At 71.0% G+C, this 16,355-nt stretch carries 11 protein-coding genes; 6 read left to right on the forward strand and 5 right to left on the reverse strand.

Annotated elements, in window-relative coordinates; all coding sequences use genetic code 11:
* Positions 1-64 precede the first annotated feature (64 nt).
* From AB0M16_RS06620 to AB0M16_RS06630, 3 genes are all read right to left on the reverse strand, one after another.
* Entirely contained in the window at positions 65-586 is a 522-nt protein-coding gene (locus tag AB0M16_RS06620) for an SMI1/KNR4 family protein (protein ID WP_365339441.1), read from the reverse strand.
* A gap of 13 nt (positions 587-599) precedes the next feature.
* Positions 600-9,194 carry a DNRLRE domain-containing protein gene (locus tag AB0M16_RS06625; RefSeq protein WP_365339501.1) on the reverse strand — a complete coding sequence of 2,865 codons (8,595 nt, stop codon included), beginning with the start codon at positions 9,192-9,194 and terminating at the stop codon, positions 600-602.
* Positions 9,195-9,345: 151 nt separating this feature from the next.
* The gene (locus tag AB0M16_RS06630) at positions 9,346-9,489 is read right to left on the reverse strand and encodes a hypothetical protein (protein ID WP_365339443.1); all 144 of its coding nucleotides are present in this window, start codon (positions 9,487-9,489) and stop codon (positions 9,346-9,348) included.
* Between AB0M16_RS06630 and AB0M16_RS06635 the strand changes: the two genes are divergently transcribed.
* From AB0M16_RS06635 to AB0M16_RS06655, 5 genes are all read left to right on the forward strand, one after another.
* Positions 9,488-10,051: a hypothetical protein gene (locus AB0M16_RS06635; protein ID WP_365339445.1), complete on the forward strand. Its 564-nt coding sequence runs from the start codon at positions 9,488-9,490 to the stop codon at positions 10,049-10,051. The two genes, AB0M16_RS06630 and AB0M16_RS06635, sit on opposite strands and share 2 nt — an antisense overlap.
* Complete coding sequence (locus AB0M16_RS06640) at positions 10,048-11,280, forward strand: peptidoglycan recognition protein (RefSeq protein ID WP_365339447.1); 1,233 nt, start codon at positions 10,048-10,050, stop codon at positions 11,278-11,280. Before AB0M16_RS06635 ends, AB0M16_RS06640 begins: the two co-directional genes overlap by 4 nt.
* A 133-nt stretch (positions 11,281-11,413) precedes the next feature.
* On the forward strand, positions 11,414-11,887 hold the full coding sequence (locus tag AB0M16_RS06645; RefSeq protein ID WP_365339449.1) for a hypothetical protein: 474 nt from the start codon (positions 11,414-11,416) through the stop codon (positions 11,885-11,887).
* Between the two features lie 80 nt (positions 11,888-11,967).
* Positions 11,968-12,552: an RNA polymerase sigma factor gene (locus AB0M16_RS06650; RefSeq protein ID WP_365339451.1), complete on the forward strand. Its 585-nt coding sequence runs from the start codon at positions 11,968-11,970 to the stop codon at positions 12,550-12,552.
* A 5-nt stretch (positions 12,553-12,557) separates the two neighbouring features.
* Complete coding sequence (locus tag AB0M16_RS06655; RefSeq protein ID WP_365339453.1) at positions 12,558-13,160, forward strand: hypothetical protein; 603 nt, start codon at positions 12,558-12,560, stop codon at positions 13,158-13,160.
* 47 nt (positions 13,161-13,207) lie between these two features.
* Here AB0M16_RS06655 and AB0M16_RS06660 read toward each other — a convergent pair whose 3' ends face one another.
* Positions 13,208-13,996: a crotonase/enoyl-CoA hydratase family protein gene (locus AB0M16_RS06660; protein WP_365339455.1), complete on the reverse strand. Its 789-nt coding sequence runs from the start codon at positions 13,994-13,996 to the stop codon at positions 13,208-13,210.
* 107 nt (positions 13,997-14,103) lie between these two features.
* On the opposite strand from AB0M16_RS06660, the gene AB0M16_RS06665 reads away from it, so the two are divergent.
* A complete protein-coding gene (locus AB0M16_RS06665; RefSeq protein WP_365339457.1) occupies positions 14,104-15,273 on the forward strand; it encodes an esterase-like activity of phytase family protein in 1,170 nt (389 codons plus the stop codon).
* Positions 15,274-15,313: 40 nt separating this feature from the next.
* Here the strand turns inward: AB0M16_RS06665 and puuE are convergent, their stop codons facing one another.
* Positions 15,314-16,222, reverse strand: coding sequence for an allantoinase PuuE (gene puuE / locus AB0M16_RS06670; RefSeq protein WP_365339459.1), 909 nt, complete (start codon positions 16,220-16,222; stop codon positions 15,314-15,316).
* Between the last annotated feature and the right edge of the window lie 133 nt (positions 16,223-16,355).

Consider the following 16,355-nt stretch of genomic DNA (forward strand, 5'->3'; position numbering starts at 1 on the left):
CACGACGGAACGGTGGTGCCCCCGGCCGCCAGGGCCGGGGGCACCACCGCGTTCACTTCCAGGGTCAGGACAGGAACTCGTACGACGGACCGTCAGGCGCGCGGTCGCGCACGCACAGCGTCACGTCCCTCCCCTTGAGATAGGCCAGCAGCCACTCGCTGAACGTCATCTCGTAGAGGGTCCACGCCGGACTGTCCATCTCCTGGACCACGACCCGCCAGGGCGACGAGGTGTCGTCGGGCACACGCAGGAAGATCCATTCCCCCGTCGCCGCCGACGCCACCGGCATCAACTCGCCGGGGTTCGCCCCCACCGGACCGGGGAGCAACTCCGCCATGTCCTCCTCGCGCCAGAGCTCCAGATCCCCCCGGATGGTCTTTCCCAGGCTGTGCAGAAGGTGTCCGGCCGGGTGCTCCAGGTACAACTGCTCGTTGATCATGATCGACCCGTAGGCGTTCACGATCTCACGGAAGTCCGCAGGGAATTCGATGCCGAATTCCTGCTGCAGTTCGTTCCACGGAGCCGGATCGGACCAGTTGAACCTGGGTTCACCCAACAGGGCCTGGATCTCTGGAAGCGTTGCCACTACTGGGTCCCTTCTAGCACGTCGAGCCCATGCCGCTCTGGGAGTTGATCGCCGTGCACGAGAACGTGCCCGCGATGTCCCCGTTGGGTGCGTACGCGGTCATTCCGACCTGGACGAGGGTGGGAACGGCCGAATGGGGATCACCGTAGATGGGCACGACCGACATGATGAGCTTGTTGTCGCCGGTCAGATGCTTCCACCCGAAGGCTTCCACCTTGCTGGCCATCCTCGCGTTCGCCCTGCCGTGCAGGGCGACCAGGTTCCTGACATCCTGACCGGTGCCCTTGCCCCAGTAACCTATCAGGTGGCCGGCCTGCGGCTTCCCGCCTCCTGCCCGGATCTCCTCCATTCCCTCGGGACTGACGGACGGCTCGCATTCGGGGCACTTGGGCAGACCGTTCGCACCGGTGCGGGACCGGCGGTCGTCCTTGGTGAGGAAGGCCCAGGCGCCGGTCGCCCGGCAGCCCTTCCTCCCCGTGTGATCCGTGTACTCCTCCAGGCCGCCGTAGATCCGTCCGTCGTCGATCAACGGCATCGCGTTGCACTGCGGGTTGTTGGTCTCGGTGGGCCGCGGCACGGGCCGGGGCTGGGGGTTCGGTGACGGCTGGGGCGTGGGGCCCGGACGCGGCTCGTTGTCGGACGAGTCGTCGGAGTCGATCTCGTCCGCGCGCGGCATCAGGAGGCTGCCCAGGGCCGCCCCCGCGTCCGCCAGGTTCTGCTGGCCCTGCGGAGTCGCCGCGTAGGCGGCCGTACCCGCGAGCGCCGCGGCCGCCCAGTAGACGAGCGGGATCCCGAACCAGACGAGGTGACCGTCCAGTTCGACGCCGCTCACCGGGTTGCCGCCGGTGAAGGCGTAGCGGTTGCTGGTGTACGGGTCCGCGCCCAGGCTCATGTCGGAGAGGGCGCCGTTGTACATGTCCCGGGTGGTGAAGCGGTTGAGGCCCGGGTTGTAGTCGCGGAAGCCCATGTCGTACGTGCCGGACTGGGCGTCCCAGCGCTTGGAGTTGAAGCGGTAGGGGTTGTACTCCTCCTTGTCCGGCTGGCCGGCCTCGGGCTTGTCGATGCCGGTGAACTCGGTGGCGTCGTTGTTGCCGTAGGCGGTGTAGCCGTAAGTGGCCTTGGTGTCGCCGTTCTTGTCCGTCAGCGTCTCGACGTCGGTGTGGCTGTTGTAGCCGTAGTAGCCGTCCTCGGTCGTGCCGTCGGTGTTGTGCTTGCTCTGGGACAGCCGTTCGCCCCAGGGGCTGTACTGGAACGACTTGGTCAGCGCTCCGGCGACCTTCTCGTCGAGGACCTCACCCGACAGGCCCAGGTACTCGAAGTCGGTCGTCTTGCCGTCCGCCGTCTTCGACGCGGTGCGGTCCAGCGGGTCGAAGGTGTACGTCGTCGACTTCATCACGCCGCCGGCGTCCGCCTTCTGGGACTCCACGACGTGGTCGAAGCCGTCGTAGACGCTCCGCTCGATCACCTTGCCGCCGGAGCTGACCGACTGCTGGCGGCCGAAGGGGTCGTAGGCGTACTGGGCGGCGACGCCCGACGTCGTCGCGGTCAGCAGCCTGTTGCGGTCGTACTGGAACGTGGTGCTCGTTCCCTTGAGCGTCTGGCTGACGACGTTGGCGTTGTCGTCGTGCACGTACATCTCCGTGCCGGCACCGTTACCCGTCTTGACGGACCTGGTGAGGCGGTCGGCCGGGTCGTAGGTGAAGTCCGTCGTGGAGTCGAGGTACGCCGCCCGGTCGTCGGCGTTCATCTTCTTCGCGACGTCCTGCGCCTTGTTGCCGTTGGCGTCGTAGGCGTAGGTGTGCGAGGCGACCAGCGTGGTGCCGTCCGCCTTCTTCTCCGTCGTCGACTTCACCGAACCGTCGAGGTAGTAGGTGTAGTCGACGGTGTTGCCGTTGGCCTTGGTCTCCTTCAGCTTCTGGGCGCGGTCCGTGTAGGTGTACGAGGTGACCTTGGGGGAGCCGTCCGTCGCGGACTTGCCGACGGACACCGTCTTGACCTTCTCCCGCAGGTCGTACGTGTACTTCGAGTACTGGCTCGGGTGACTGACCGTCTCCGACTGCCCGTTGGCGTCGTACGTGTACGACGTCGCCTTCTTCTCCACACCGGCCAGCGACTCCGTCACCTTCCGGACCTGGTTGAGGTCCGTGTAGGCGATGGCGTAGGCATCGACCTTCGCTCCGGACGACGTGTCGCCGATCGACGTCAGGTTGCCGTTGGCGTCGTAGGCGTAGTCGAAGGTCCGCTTCTCGGTGTCGGTCTCCGCGGAGTTGTCACGGACCAGCTTGACGCCGTCCGCGACCACGAGGCCGGTCCCGTTCTGCTCCAGCTTCAGCCTGGTGTCCTCGCCCTGCTTGAGGGCGTAGTTCCCGAGGCTGACCCAGGTGCCGGTGCCGGCGTTCTGGTCCTTGGTGACCGCCGGTTCGGTGGTCGTGCCGTGGGAGAGCGTGTACTTCGCGGTCGTTGCGGCCCCGGTCACCTTCGGGTACTTCACGTACGCGGTGTACGTGCCGTCCTTGGGGATGTCGAGCGTCCACGTGAAGGCGTCCGTGCCCGTACCGGCCGCGTGGGTGCGGTGGTCGTAGCCCTGCTGCCCGGCGGTGTTCCCCGTGGCCCAGGTGCCCGTGGAGGAGGTGTGCTGGGTGTCGGAGTTGTCCACCAGGACCACCGACCTGCCCACCGGAACACCGTCGTCGGAACGGGACCTGATCTTTCCGTCGGGGTAGAACGACCACGTCATCGTGCGGTTGGACGAGCCGCCGGCGGACGTCAGCGTCCTGGTCGTCTGCTGGCCCACGTCGTTGTAGTCGTAGGTGGCGGCGATGTCCCACGGGTCCGTGGAGCTCTTCGTCCAGCCGTTGTCGAAGTAGGTGAAGGTGGTGTCGTTCCGGACCGTCTGCCCCTCGGAGGGCGGCAGGGAGGTCTTCGCGACCCGGCCCACGGCGTCGTACACCGTCTCGGTGTAGACGGCGGGGTCGTTGTGGCGGCTGTCGGCCGGGTCGTACGGCTGGTACTGCTTGACCGGTCGGTTGAGCTTGTCGTACTCGGTACGGACGGTGAACGCCGTGGTCGTGCCCGCCTCGACGGCACGCGGGGTGATCACCTTGGTGCTGTTGCCGACCTGGTCGTACTCGTACCGGGTCGTGCGGTGGACGATCGGCGAGGTGCCGCTGCGCGGGACCTTGACCTCGGTCTGCTTGCCGCGCTCGTCGTAGCTGACGAGCGTGGTGTTGTTCTCGGCGTCGGTCGTGGAGATGACCAGGGAGTCCTTGTCGTAGGCCCTCCTGGTGGTCTTGCCCGCGGCGTCCGTGACCGACGTGACCCGGTGGTTCAGGTCGTAGGCGGAGAGCCTCGTGTAGTCGGCCGGGTCGGCCGTGAGGTTCTTCTTCGGGTCGACGACCTTCGTGGTGTTGCCGGCGTCGTCGTACTCGTAGCTGACCCTGTCGCCGTTCGCGTTGGTGACGGAGGTGAGCTGGTAGATCTCGTTGTAGTAGTTGGTCGTGACGAAGTCCGTCGCGTCGGCCGTGGTCAGCGTGCCCTTCGGCTCGGTCGTCGTCCGGAGGTTGCCGACCTTGTCGTAGGTGTACGTCGTGCGCCGTTCGTCCGACGTGGTGGTGTACTTCGGAGCGGTCGCCGAGGTGATCTGGTCGGCCGCGTCGTACACCGCGGTGGACACGGCGCCGTTCGGCGCGGTCGATGTGGTGACGTTGTCGTTGGCGTCGTACACCGGAGCCGGAGCGGTGATCAGGTCACCCGCCGCCTGGTCCTTGGGCTCGGTCTTGACCAGCGGACGTCCGAAGGTGTCGTACGTCTGCGTGACCTTCTTGCCCAGGGCGTCGATGACCTCGGTGACCTGGCCGCGCTCGTCGTAGACGAACGTCGACGACTTGTTCAGCGCGTCCGTCATCGTCCTCGGGAAGCCCGTGGGCCCGAAGTCGCCGTTGGTGTCCGCGTTGCCGTTGGCGTCGGTCGCCTTGGTCAGGTTGCCGTACACGTCGTACTCGTACGACGTGGTGTAGTCGCCCGCGGTCGAGGTGGCGAGGCCCTTGGGGTCGGTGACCGTCTTCAGGTTGCCGAAGGTGTCGTAGCCGAACTGCCACTTCCGGCCCTCGGGAGAGGTCTTGGTGAACAGATCGGCCGCGTAGCCGTCGGCACGGGTCTGGTACACGTACCGGGCGGAGTTCGCCGGGAAGGTGCCCGGGGCGCAGTCCGAGGACGGCGGCACCCCCGCCTTGTTGTTCTCCGCGTCGCGCTTCCAGAGCGGGTAGCCCGTCCTCTGGTCGTAGCAGTACGCGGTCTTGGCGCCGTTGTTCTCCTCCATGTAGGTGACGTTGTTGTCCGCGTCCCACGACAGCTTCATCGACTGGGACTTGGCGTTCGTCGACTGGAGGGCGCGGCCGAAGTCGTCGGTCACGTAGCCGGAGGTTCGCGCCTCCGCGTCGGTGACCTGGATGTCGGTGAACTTGGCGTTGCCGGCGTTCACCGCGTACGTGAAGCCCGTGGTGCCCTGGAGACGGTCGGTGATCGTCTTGGTCCACCAGTGGTACTTCGGATCGTCGCCGGTCCTCGGCGCGTGGTAGGCCATGGCCGTCGCGTTGCCGCGCGGGTCGGTGGCCTTGACGAGCTTGACGTTCTTGTTGCCCTGCTCGGCGTCGTACTCGAAGCCGAAGACCTTCGGCTGGGTCGAGCCCGCACCATCGGTGATCTTGGTGAGCAGACCCTTGTCGGAGTAGTCGAAGGTGATCCTGCGGCCCGAGATGTCGGTCATCGACCTGATGTGGTCGACGATCTTCGGGCCCACGCCGTCGGCCTTGGCCCAGTACTCGACCGTCAGCGACCGGCGGCCGGCCGGGTCCGTGACGTACGAGAGGAACTTGGTGGGCTTGTTGTTGGACTTGCGTTCCTCGTACGTGTACGTCTGCGTGTTGCCGTTCTTGTCGACGAGCGACGTCATGTAGCCGTCGCAGCCGAACAGGAACCGGGTGCCGTCGGGGCGGGTCATCGTCCAGGCGTCGGGGATCGGGTCCTTCAGCGGCGTGCAGTCCAGACCGGGCTTGGCCGTGAGCTTGTAGTGGACGCCCGCCGGCGCCTTCCAGGAGCCGTCGGGCTGCTCACGGAAGACGTGGGTCGTGCCGTCGCCGTCCGGGAGCCTGATCTCGGTCGGGTGCGGCTTCGGGTGGAACTCCAGCGGCGCGCCGAGCCGGATCGGGCCGGCGGCCTGGAAGGACCAGCCGTGGCCGGAGACCGTGTCGGAGGTGTCCAGGCTGTTGTACGCGAACCGGGCGAAGGTGGTGACACCGCGGCCCGGGTTGGTGAAGGCGTTGTACTGCCAGACGCTGTTGCCGGACGCCAGGTTGTTCATGACCGTCGAGCCGGCGCCGGTGTTCTTGCCCGAGTAGACGTAGAACTTCTCCATGCCCAGCTGGTTGGAGGTCGGGTCCTCCACCGCCACGTTCTGCTGCAGACCGGGGATGCCGGAGGTCCCCGAGGTCCACGTGCCGGCCGTCTTGTCGAGGACGTCCCAGGTCAGCACGTAGTCGGTGCGCTTGTTGCCGTTGTCCGAGTTGATCGGCGTCCGCACGACCGCCTGCAGGTTCACCGAGGCGCCGGGGACGACGTCGGAGGGCAGGACGGTGCGGACCTGGTTGCCGCCGTTCGTGACGTCGGTGCCGTCCGGCAGCGTCCACCGGTAGGTGAGGACGTGATCGGCCGCCTTCCACGCCGCCGCGGTGGTGTTGGTCAGCGTGAAGTCGATCGTGTAGTCGGTGTTCGGCGTCATCCGCGCCGGGGTCTGCGGCGCGTAGTACGTGGACTCGGTCGTCGAGTCGATGTAGGTGACGACGATCCGCGGACGCAGCCGCTGCTCGGTGCCCTCGGAGGACAGGAACAGGGTGCGCTCCTGCGACGCGGCCTCGTCGGCCATCTTGATCACCACGCCCTGCTGGGAGGCCGGGGTGGTCACCCAGGACTGGGCCATCGAGACGACGCTCCAGTCGTGCCGGGCCGGGTCGTTGGTCTTCGCGCCCGTGTCACCCGCCACGGCGCCGAAGTCGCCGCCCTGCGCCGTCCAGGAGGTGGCCGCGTCGGCCTTCACCCAGGTGGCGGCGGACTCGTCGAAGTCACGCGTCAAAGGCCGGAGTTCGTACACCGCGCCGGCGGCGTCCTGCGCCGTCTGGGTGCTCCACAGCCGTACCTTGGCGTCCAGCACCCGGGCCGTGGCCGGAATGCCCAGGGCCGGGAACTTCAGCAGGGCGCGGGTGTCGCCGTACGTCGCGGAGTTGTTGCCGACGCTGAGCCAGTTCTTCGGGCCGCCGTCGTCGATTGTGTCGTGGGTGAGGGTCGGGCGCGCCGAGGACAGGGTGGTGTCCTGCGTGGCGTCCAGGACCTTCGTCGTCCGGCCGGCCTTCGGCAGGCGTACGAGCTGCGTGGGCGCGGCGACGACCTGCCCGTCCTGCGTCCGGACCGCGACCATGTAGTAGTACGCGCGGCCGAACGGGTCGGGGTCGTCCGCCTTCGTCGGCACCGCGGTCGTGTCGGTGAACGACGTGGTCCCCGGCTTGACCGGCGCGACGAGCGTCGCGGCCGACGGGGTGAAGGCCTGGTTGATCGAGCGGTGGACCTGGTACTCGACGAGGTCGTCGCCGGTGCCGATCGGGTCCTTGTCCTGGTATGCCGACCAGGTCAGCTCCGCGCCCGTGTCGTGGATGACGGACGGGGCGGCGAGGTCCACGCCCTGCCGGCCGAAGGTGAGGACGAGACGGGGGTAGTTGGCGACCTCGCCGCCGTACCCGAACTCGCTGCCCTCGTACCGGGGACCGCCCTTCGGGCCGTTCGCGGACTCGTCGCCGGCCTTGACCACGAAACCGTTGTTGGCGTAGGTGCCGTCGAGCCACTGCTGGACCGTCTTCGTGACGGGGAAGCTGTGCCAGGTGTTCAGCTCACCGGGCCGCTTGGTGACCACGCCGCCCTTGGTGAAGCGGACGGCGTCCGCGAGCACGGCCGTCGTCGTCGAGGCGGGGCCGTCGCCGAGCACGACCTTGCCGAGCGTGCCGGCCTTGAACGGGTGGGTGCCCAGCGTCTTCCACACCCCGGCGGTGCCGGCCTGCTGGTTCACCAGGTACTGCTGGGAACCACCGTCGTAGGTGACCGTGTACGGCGCGTTCGTGGCCCGGTCCGAGGCGGGCACGTAGTGCGCCTCGACCTGGTAGGCACCGTCCTCCGGCAGGCTCGGCTGCCAGGCGTACGTGTCGCCCGCGACCGAGTCCTTGTTGTACTGGTAGGTCTGGTTGACCGCGTACTGCGTGTACGCGGTGTTCGCCGACGCGGGCCAGGCGCCCACCGCGGCGGTGCGGCCGGCCTCGGCGTTGTCGACCACGACCGACGTGCCGGACAGTTCCCCGGTGATGCCGTTGGCGCTGTTCCAGGTGGCCTGGTCCTCGGTCCACGCCTGGGTGGCGCGATGCGCCTCCAGCTGGACCTCGGTGTCGGTCGTCGTGTGGGTCTGGTCGTAGTACAGCCGCAGGTCCGCGGAGTCCAGTCTGGTGCCGGCCGGGACGCCGGTGAGCGGGAACCGCAGCAGCGCGCGCGAGGCGCCGGTGGACGTGTTGCCGACCGAGAGGCGCCAGTTGTCGTCGTAGTTGGTCGTCGGGCCGTCCGACGAGATCATCACGTCCTGCGCCGTGCTCGGCGTCGGCGCGATGGAGATGGTCGGGTCGATCGTGACGGGATAGCGGCGCTCCGGAGCGGCCAGCCACTTCGCGTCCGGCGTGACCGTGAGCTGCCAGCCCCTGCCCGCGCGGCTGAGCTTCTGCTCGACGGCGGAGCTGTAGCCGGTGCCGTACGGCGACCGCGGGTCCTTTCCGGCGTCCGTCATGAACGCGGCCGGGATGACCAGGACCGGATCCGCGCCCTCGCCGTAGAGGCCGATCGAGCCGTCCTTCGCCGCCCTCGGCGTCAGCCCGCCCGCGTCCAGCGTGAAGGTGAACGTCACGGGGCCGGCGGGCCGGCTGCCGAGGACGATGTTCTCCTTCACCCGGCCGGGGCCGACCTGGTACGTGAGATCGGCGCCGGCCACCGCGTTGCGGTAGGTCACGGTGTCGTCGTCGGCGACCGGAGTGAGCCGGCCCGCGCCCTTCAGGCCCAGCGTCACGGGGTGACCGTCGGCGGCCTGGAAGCGGAGCAGTCGGCTCGGGTCCGTGCCGAACCACGTGCTCGCCGCGTTGGTGGTGTTGGCGAACGGATAGCCCGCGGTCCGGCTCGCGGTGACCGTCGGGTCGATGTCCTTCCAGGAGGTCCCCGCCCGGTAGGCGGTCGGGACCGCCGACACCTCGGCCTGCACCCGGCCGTCGGACAGCTGCCAGTAGCGGGCGGTCGCGGTGCGCCGACCGGTCAGCTCCGCGACGCGCCGGGGCTTCGGCGCGGCCGTGCCCCGGGGAATCTTCTCCCGACTGGGCAGCACCGGAGTGCCGCCGGTCGAGGGCTGTTCGGGAGCGGTTTCGCCCGGATCGGCGTCCGAGAACCAGCCTTTGAGGGAATCGACGATACCCCCGCCGTCGTCCCCGGAAACTCCTGAGGTACTCGTCGCCGCCGCATATGCGGCTTGCGGCAGCATCGCCGATGTCACCGCCGAAACCACGAGACAGGCTATTGCCCGCCCGAATCTCACTTTCACGCCGATCCTTCCCTTGACCGAAAACGCCTCCCCTGCTCCGGGGCAGACGGTGGGCTTTCTAATCAGAGGGTCGACGTGGAGTCAACCACTCTCAGAATTCGGGCATCTGATGGTGTGTCGGCAGATGGCGGGAGTTCGGGAAGGTGAATTCGTCCGATTCGTTCGGCCCCTGGATCTCGTCGATCTCGGTGGTGTATAACGCAGCGGAATTTCCGCCGAGCGAAAGAGCAGTCATGCCGCCCACAGAGGACCCTGTGCACCCGGAGGGATCCGAGAACCCCGAGAACCCCGAGAACTTCGGAAACACCGAAAGCCCCGAAAGGCCTGGATCCGCACAGGAATCGCGTCGCCGCGGCCGCCGATTCGCGGCGACGGGCGTCGGGGCGCTGCTGCTGGTGTGCGGTGCGCTGCTCGCGTACGGACTCGTCGGCTCCGGCGGGCCGGCCGGGGACGAGCGGGCGGCGGGGGACGGTACCGGGGGCCGCACCACCGAGGTGGCGTACGAGGTCCTCGGCGAGGGCACCGCCGACATCTCCTACCGGGAGGGCGGCGCCGAGGACGTCGTCAGGAACGCCCGGCTGCCGTGGCGCAAGACCGTACGGCTGCCCGAAGGCGCCACCCCGGCCGTCAGCGTCACCCTCGGCGCGAAGGGGGGCCGGGCGAGCTGCGGTCTCAGTGTCGCCGGGCGCCACGTCCAGAGCTCCACCGCGGAAGGCGTCTTCGGGCGCGGCACCTGCGCGGGCGCGCGGCCCGACGCCCCGACCTCCACCGGAACCGACCTCGAAGGAACCCCGTGATACCGAACCTCCTCCGCCGCACCGTCCGCGCCGCCACCGTCGCCGGACTTGCCGCAGTGGTCCTGGCGTCCACCGGCCTGGCCGGGCCCGCGGGAAGCGTCGCCGGCCCCGCCCCGGCACTCGCCGCATCCGCCGCCTGGACGGGGCACGGCGGTCTGACCAGCATCGCGCTCGACGGCGCCGACCCGGCCCGCCGCACCCTCTCGGCCCGGCGCACCGCGCCCTTCAGCATGGTCGGGCTCACCTGGGCCGACCCCCGTGCCGAACTCGGCGGTACGGCGGAGGTCCGCACCCGTGACCACCGCACCGGCGCCTGGTCCGGCTGGCGCGCGCTCGACCAGGACGTCCGGACGCCCGGCGCGGGGCCGGACAGCCGGGGCGCCGGGGTGCGCGCCGGGACCCAGCCGCTGTGGACCGGCGCCTCGGACGGGGTGCAGGTGCGGATCGCCGCGGCAGGCGGCGCCGGGGCGGAACTGCCCGCCGGGCTGCGCGTCGACCTGGTCGACCCGTGGACCGGAGCGGGGTCCGCCGGGGCGCGGCCCGCCGGGGCCGCGACCGCGGGCGGGGCGGCGGAGGGCGCGACGGTGCCGGACGCCCCGGCGGCAGCCGCGGCCGAGCGCCCCGCGATCACGCCGCGGTCCGGCTGGGGCGCGGACGAGTCGCTCGTCGTGGCCCCTCCGACGTACACCACCGAGACGAAGGCGGTCTTCGTCCACCACACCGCCGGGACGAACGACTACACCTGCGAGCAGTCGGCCGACGTCATCCGCGCGATCTTCCTGTACCACGTGCAGGGCCAGGGCTGGAACGACATCGGCTACCACTTCCTCGTCGACAAGTGCGGGACCGTCTTCGAGGGCCGCGCGGGCGGCGTCGACAAGCCCGTGCTCGGCGCCCAGACGTACGGCTTCAACACCGACACCGCCGGCATCGCCGTCCTCGGCAACTACAACGAGGCCGTCTCCACGCAGCCGGTGCTGGACGCCCTCGCGGGCGTGGCCGCCTGGAAGCTCGGCCTGTACGGCCACGACCCCGCCGGGACCGTGGACCTCACCGCGGCGGCGGACAACGGCCTCTACAAGAAGGGCCAGGTCGTCACCCTGTCGCGGATCTCGGGCCACCGCGACGGCTTCCCCACCGAGTGCCCCGGCGAGCACCTCTACGCCGACCTGCCCGCCGTCCGCCGACTCGCCGTGGCGGAGCCGGTCCAGGTGTCACCGCTGGGCTGATGTTCCGTCACATCCGTTGTGAGCAGCGTCACCTTGCCGCCCCGTGACGTTCCGCGCGCGCGATCCGCTTGATCATCCGGCGGGGTCCCTCCGGGCCCCGCCGCGACGCGTCGAGCGGCAGGGGTGATCAGGAATGGCTCGCGAAGAACGGGCACCGAGGGCGGCCGAGATGGAGCGGTACGCGTCCGAGTTCGTCGGACGCGTCCTCGCGAGGGCGCGCCTGCCGCTGGACTACAGCGCGACCAGCCTGGCCGTCGTCGACCGGCTCATCGACGGCCTGAGACGGGGCGGGGCCGGACGCAAGGACGTGGCCGGCCCGTTGCTCGGCCTCGGCGCCTACGTGGGCGAGGTGCTGGTGCGCCAGGCCGGGGCCGAGTGGGTGGACCTGCCGCCGGACCACCCGGTCCGGACCGCCTTCGGGCACCCCGTCGCCGTACGGATGCCCGACGGGCGCCTCTGGAACCCCCTCGGCCGGACCGTCAACCGCTTCGAGATCGGCCCCCAGGAGTCCCTCCGGACCTACTTCCTCACCCTGCACGGACGTCGGCCGCCACGGCCGCGTCGTCGCGGCTGCCCCTCCGACGGGCTGACGGCGGGCCGGTGCTGACGGTCTGACAGGATGAGAGCCTTCCGGTTCCGCGGGCGCAGCCGGAGTTTCCTGACGGGACCGGCTGTGAAGAGGGACGTGTGAGCGAGGAGGCCGGCGGTCGTGCGCCCACGGAGCCCCGCGACCTCCGACTCGGCGCGGCCGTCGAACGGGCGCAGCGCGGCGACGAGGAGGCCTTCGCCGAGGCGTACCGGACGGTGTACCCCGGACTCCTCGGCTACGTCCGCGGACTCGTCGGCGCGGACGCCGAGGACGTGGCCGCCGAGGCGTGGCTGGAGATCGCCCGCGACCTCGGGCGGTTCCGCGGCGACGGCGCCGGATTCCGCGGCTGGACCGCGACCATAGCCCGCCACCGTGCCCTCGACCATCTGCGCCGCGAGCGCTCCCGCCCCCGCGCCGCCCCGGTCGACCAGGACCTCCTCGATCTGCCGGCCGCCGCCGACACCGCAGGCGAGGCACTGGAGACCCTGTCGACGGAGCAGGCGCTCGCGCTGGTCAAGGGCCTGCCGCGAGACCAGGCCGAGGCCGTGCTGCTGCGCGTCGTCGTCGGCCTCGACGGGCCCACCGCCGCCCGGGTGTTGGGCAAACGACCCGGTGCGGTACGGTCCGCGGCACACAGGGGACTGAAGCGACTCGCGCGAGAACTCAAGGGAAGAGGGAGGTGACGGACATGCCGCACGATCACGAACACCGCGCCCTGGAGGACGCGTTGCGCACCGCGCTGACCCGGGACGGCGCGCACCCGGAGCTCGGCCCCGCCGCCCTCGGCGCCTTCCGCGAGGCCCGCGACGCCGGCCTGCCCACCCGCCGCCGCGACGACTGGGCCCCCGCGACGGACCGCCGTCTTCGGCGGCGCGCGCTGCGCGCGGTGCTCGCCGGACTGCTCGCGGGCCTCACGCTCGGCGGCGCCGCGCTGGCCTCCGGAGACCTGCCGAGTCGCCTCGGCGACGGCCCTGCCCCGGATCCCGATCCCACCACCACCGCCCCGCACCGCGGCACCGGGCGTCCCGTCCCGCGACCGCCCCGCCCGGAGCCTCCTGCGCCGACCGTGCCCGATCCGGACGCCGACCGCGAGGAGCGCGACGGGAAAGCGCGGGGGGCGGGGCACGGACGGGGACAGGGTCGGGCGCCCGGAGAGCCGAACCCCGGCGCGGACCGGGGAGCGAAGAACGGGTGGCTGAAGAACGGCAAGGCCGCCCGACCCGCCCTGAAGCCGGGCGAGACCCCCGGAAGGCCCCCGGTGCCGGGCCACGCCGACGTCACGCCGCGTTGACCCGGGCCGTTCCGCCGGGACCGGACCCCGGCGGCCCCGCCGGCCGGTCAGTCGCCGAACGAACCGTGCCGCCCCGCCCCCGCGCTGAAGCGCGCGGCCCCCGAGGAGGTCTCACCGGCCGACAGCGGCACCATGCCGTGCCGCAGTTCCGCCGCCAGGGCCTCGGACTCCGACAGGCCGTGCTGCTCCCGCACGGACAGGCGGTCGTGACGCAGGCAGAGCTGCGGGAAGGCCGCGATCTCCCGGGCGAGCTCCTCCGCCGCGGCCCGGGCCCGGCCCGGCGGAACCAGGCGGTTGGCGAGCCCGATCGCGTACGCCTCGGCCGCCGGCACGGGCCGGCCGGTGAGGACGAGATCCATGGCACGGCTCTCGCCGATCAGCCGCGGCAGCCGTACCGTGCCGCCGTCGATCAGCGGTACTCCCCATCGGCGGCAGAACACCCCGAATACCGCGTCCTCCTCGACCACGCGCAGGTCGCACCAGAGCGCCAGCTCCAGCCCGCCCGCGACCGCGTGACCGGCGACGGCCGCGATGACCGGCTTGGTGAGCCGCAACCGGGTGGGCCCCATCGGGCCGTCGCCGTCGGGCGCCACCCGATTGCCCCGTCCGGTGCCGATCGCCTTGAGGTCGGCACCCGCGCAGAAGGTTCCTCCCTCGCCCCACAGCACGGCGACCGAGGCCTCGGCATCCGCTTCGAACGTCCGGAACGCAGCGGCCAGTTGACGGGCCGTCGGACCGTCGACGGCGTTGCGGGCGGCGGGCCGCGACAGGACGACGGTGGTCACGGGTCCCGCACGTTCGACGCGGACGGCGGGTGTCGCTGAGTCATCGGTCATGGGCGCATTCTGTCGGGGCCGTGATCAGGGGGCCAGGGCCGCACGTCGGCAGGAACACCCGGTTGGGTGACTGCGCCGCGAGGGAGGCGGAGGCCAAGATCATCGACGTGAGAGCTTCCCTGACGCGCCGCGTCTGCGCCGCAGCCCTGCTGCTGACCTCGACCCTGGCCCCCGCGATGGCCGTGGCGGCCCAACCGGGCGGCCCCGACCGCCCGTCCGAGCGTGCCGCGACCGCCCGTCTGCTCGGCGAGAAGATCGTCCCGCACAAGCTCGATTTCGAGGGCACCACCGTCGGCGGCTTCTCCGGCGTCGACCGCGACCGGTGCACCGGCGAGTACGTGTTCCTCAGCGACGACCGCTCGGTCCTCCAGCCCGCCCGCTTCTACACCGCCGAGCTGGACGTCGACGCCGGCGGCGTGCACTCCGTCGACTTCACCGGCACCCACCCGTTCCTGCAGCCCGACGGCTCGGTCCACCCGTCGCCGTCCGCCGGCGACGGCAAGGCCGTCGACCCGGAGGAGATCCGGGTGGACCCCCGCAGCTGCACCTACTGGTGGGCGCAGGAGGGCGACCGGCCCAAGACGGCCGGCGCCGGACCGGTGATCCAGCCGTCCGTCCAGTTCGCCGACCGCACCGGCGGGTACCGCGGTCAGCTGCGGCTGCCGGCGAACTACGAGATCACCATGGAAGAGCGCGGCCCGCGCCGGAACCAGGCGGTCGAGGCCATCACCTTCGGCTCGCACGGCCGGGTGGTCACCAGCGCGGTCGAGGGCCCGTTGCTCCAGGACGGGCCCGTGCCCGACCTGCAGCACGGCGCGCTCGTCCGGGTCACGCGGCAGACCCGCGACGGCCGGGTGCTCGGTCAGTTCGCGTACCCCATCGAGAAGATCTTCACGGAGTCCGACCCGACCAGCCCCTGGGGCCCGGACACCGGCGTCCCGTCCATCCTCGCCTTCCCCGACGCCCCCGACCGCTACCTCGTCCTCGAACGCACGTGGGTCGCCGGCGCGGGATACAAGATCCGCCTCTACGACACCACCACGCGCGGGGCGACCGACGTGCGGGCGACGGACTCCCTGGCCGGGCAGCCCGTGGTGCCGATGCGCAAGACGCTCGTCGCGGACTTCGACACCCTGGGCCTGTCCACCGTGGACAACACCGAAGGCATGACGTGGGGACCGGACCTTCCGTCCGGCGAACGGACGCTGATCCTGGTCAGCGACGACAACTTCGTCGAGGACGCGGTCACCCAGATCGTCGCCCTCGCCGTCCGCTGAGCACGGCGCGCCCGTCACCCGGGCCCGCCGAGCGGCGGGTTCAGGGCAGCGGCGGGTGCGTGGCCAGCCAGTGCCGGGCGATCTGCTCGCGCGTGGCGAACCACGCCCCGCCGCGCCGAGCGACGTGCCGCAGGAAGCCGTCCAGCGCGCGGACGCGGCCCGGGCGGCCGATGATCCGGCCGTGCAGGCCGACGCTCATCATGCGGGGGCGCTCGGCGCCCTCCGCGTGCAGGGCGTCGTAGGTGTCGACGAGGTAGGCGAGCATGTCGTCCGCGGTCGTGAACCCGTGGACGAGCAGGAACTTGAAGTCGTTCGCGTCGAGGCTGTACGGCACCACGAGGTGCGGCCGGCCGGCTGCCTCGACGTAGAACGGCAGGTCGTCCGCATAGGAATCGGAGTCGTAGAGGAAACCGCCCGCCTCGACGACGAGGCGCCGGGTGGCGAGGCTCGTCCGGCCGGTGTACCAGCCGACCGGCCGGCGCCCGACGAGTCGCTCGATCGCCTCCACCGTACGGGCGATGTCGGCGCGCTCGACCTCCTCGGGCACGTCCCGGTGATCGATCCAGCGCCAGCTGTGCCCGGCCACCTCCCAGCCCGCGGTGCCCATCGCCCGCGCCGCGTCCGGATTGCGCTCCAGGGCCTGGCCGACGGCGTGGACGGTGAGGGGCACACCGTGCGCCTCGGCCGTACGGAGCACACGCCAGAAGCCGGCCCGCGAGCCGTAGGCGAACATCGACTCGACGTTCAGGTCCCGGCCCCCGACCACCGGGGGAGCACCGACCACCTCGTGCAGGAAGGCCTCCGAGGCGGGGTCGCCGTCGAGGACGTTGTGCTCGCCGCCCTCCTCGTAGTTGAGGACGAGGCTGACGGCCACGCGGGCCCCGCCGGGCCAGTCGGCCCTCGGCGGCTCGGCGCCGTAGCCCGTGAAGTCGCGCAGATGCTCGGACACGGCGGCACCCTACCGCCGCTCGCCCGCCCCGCGGACGAAGGAACGGGACGAACACCACCGCGTAGAAAAGGAAAATGGTGCGCTCCTGGTAGAGGAGCCACGGCGCCCAGCCGGCCAGGACGCCGCAGGCGAT

Origin of the sequence: Streptomyces sp. NPDC051921 (assembly GCF_040680975.1) — a bacterium.
Lineage (GTDB): Bacteria > Actinomycetota > Actinomycetes > Streptomycetales > Streptomycetaceae > Streptomyces.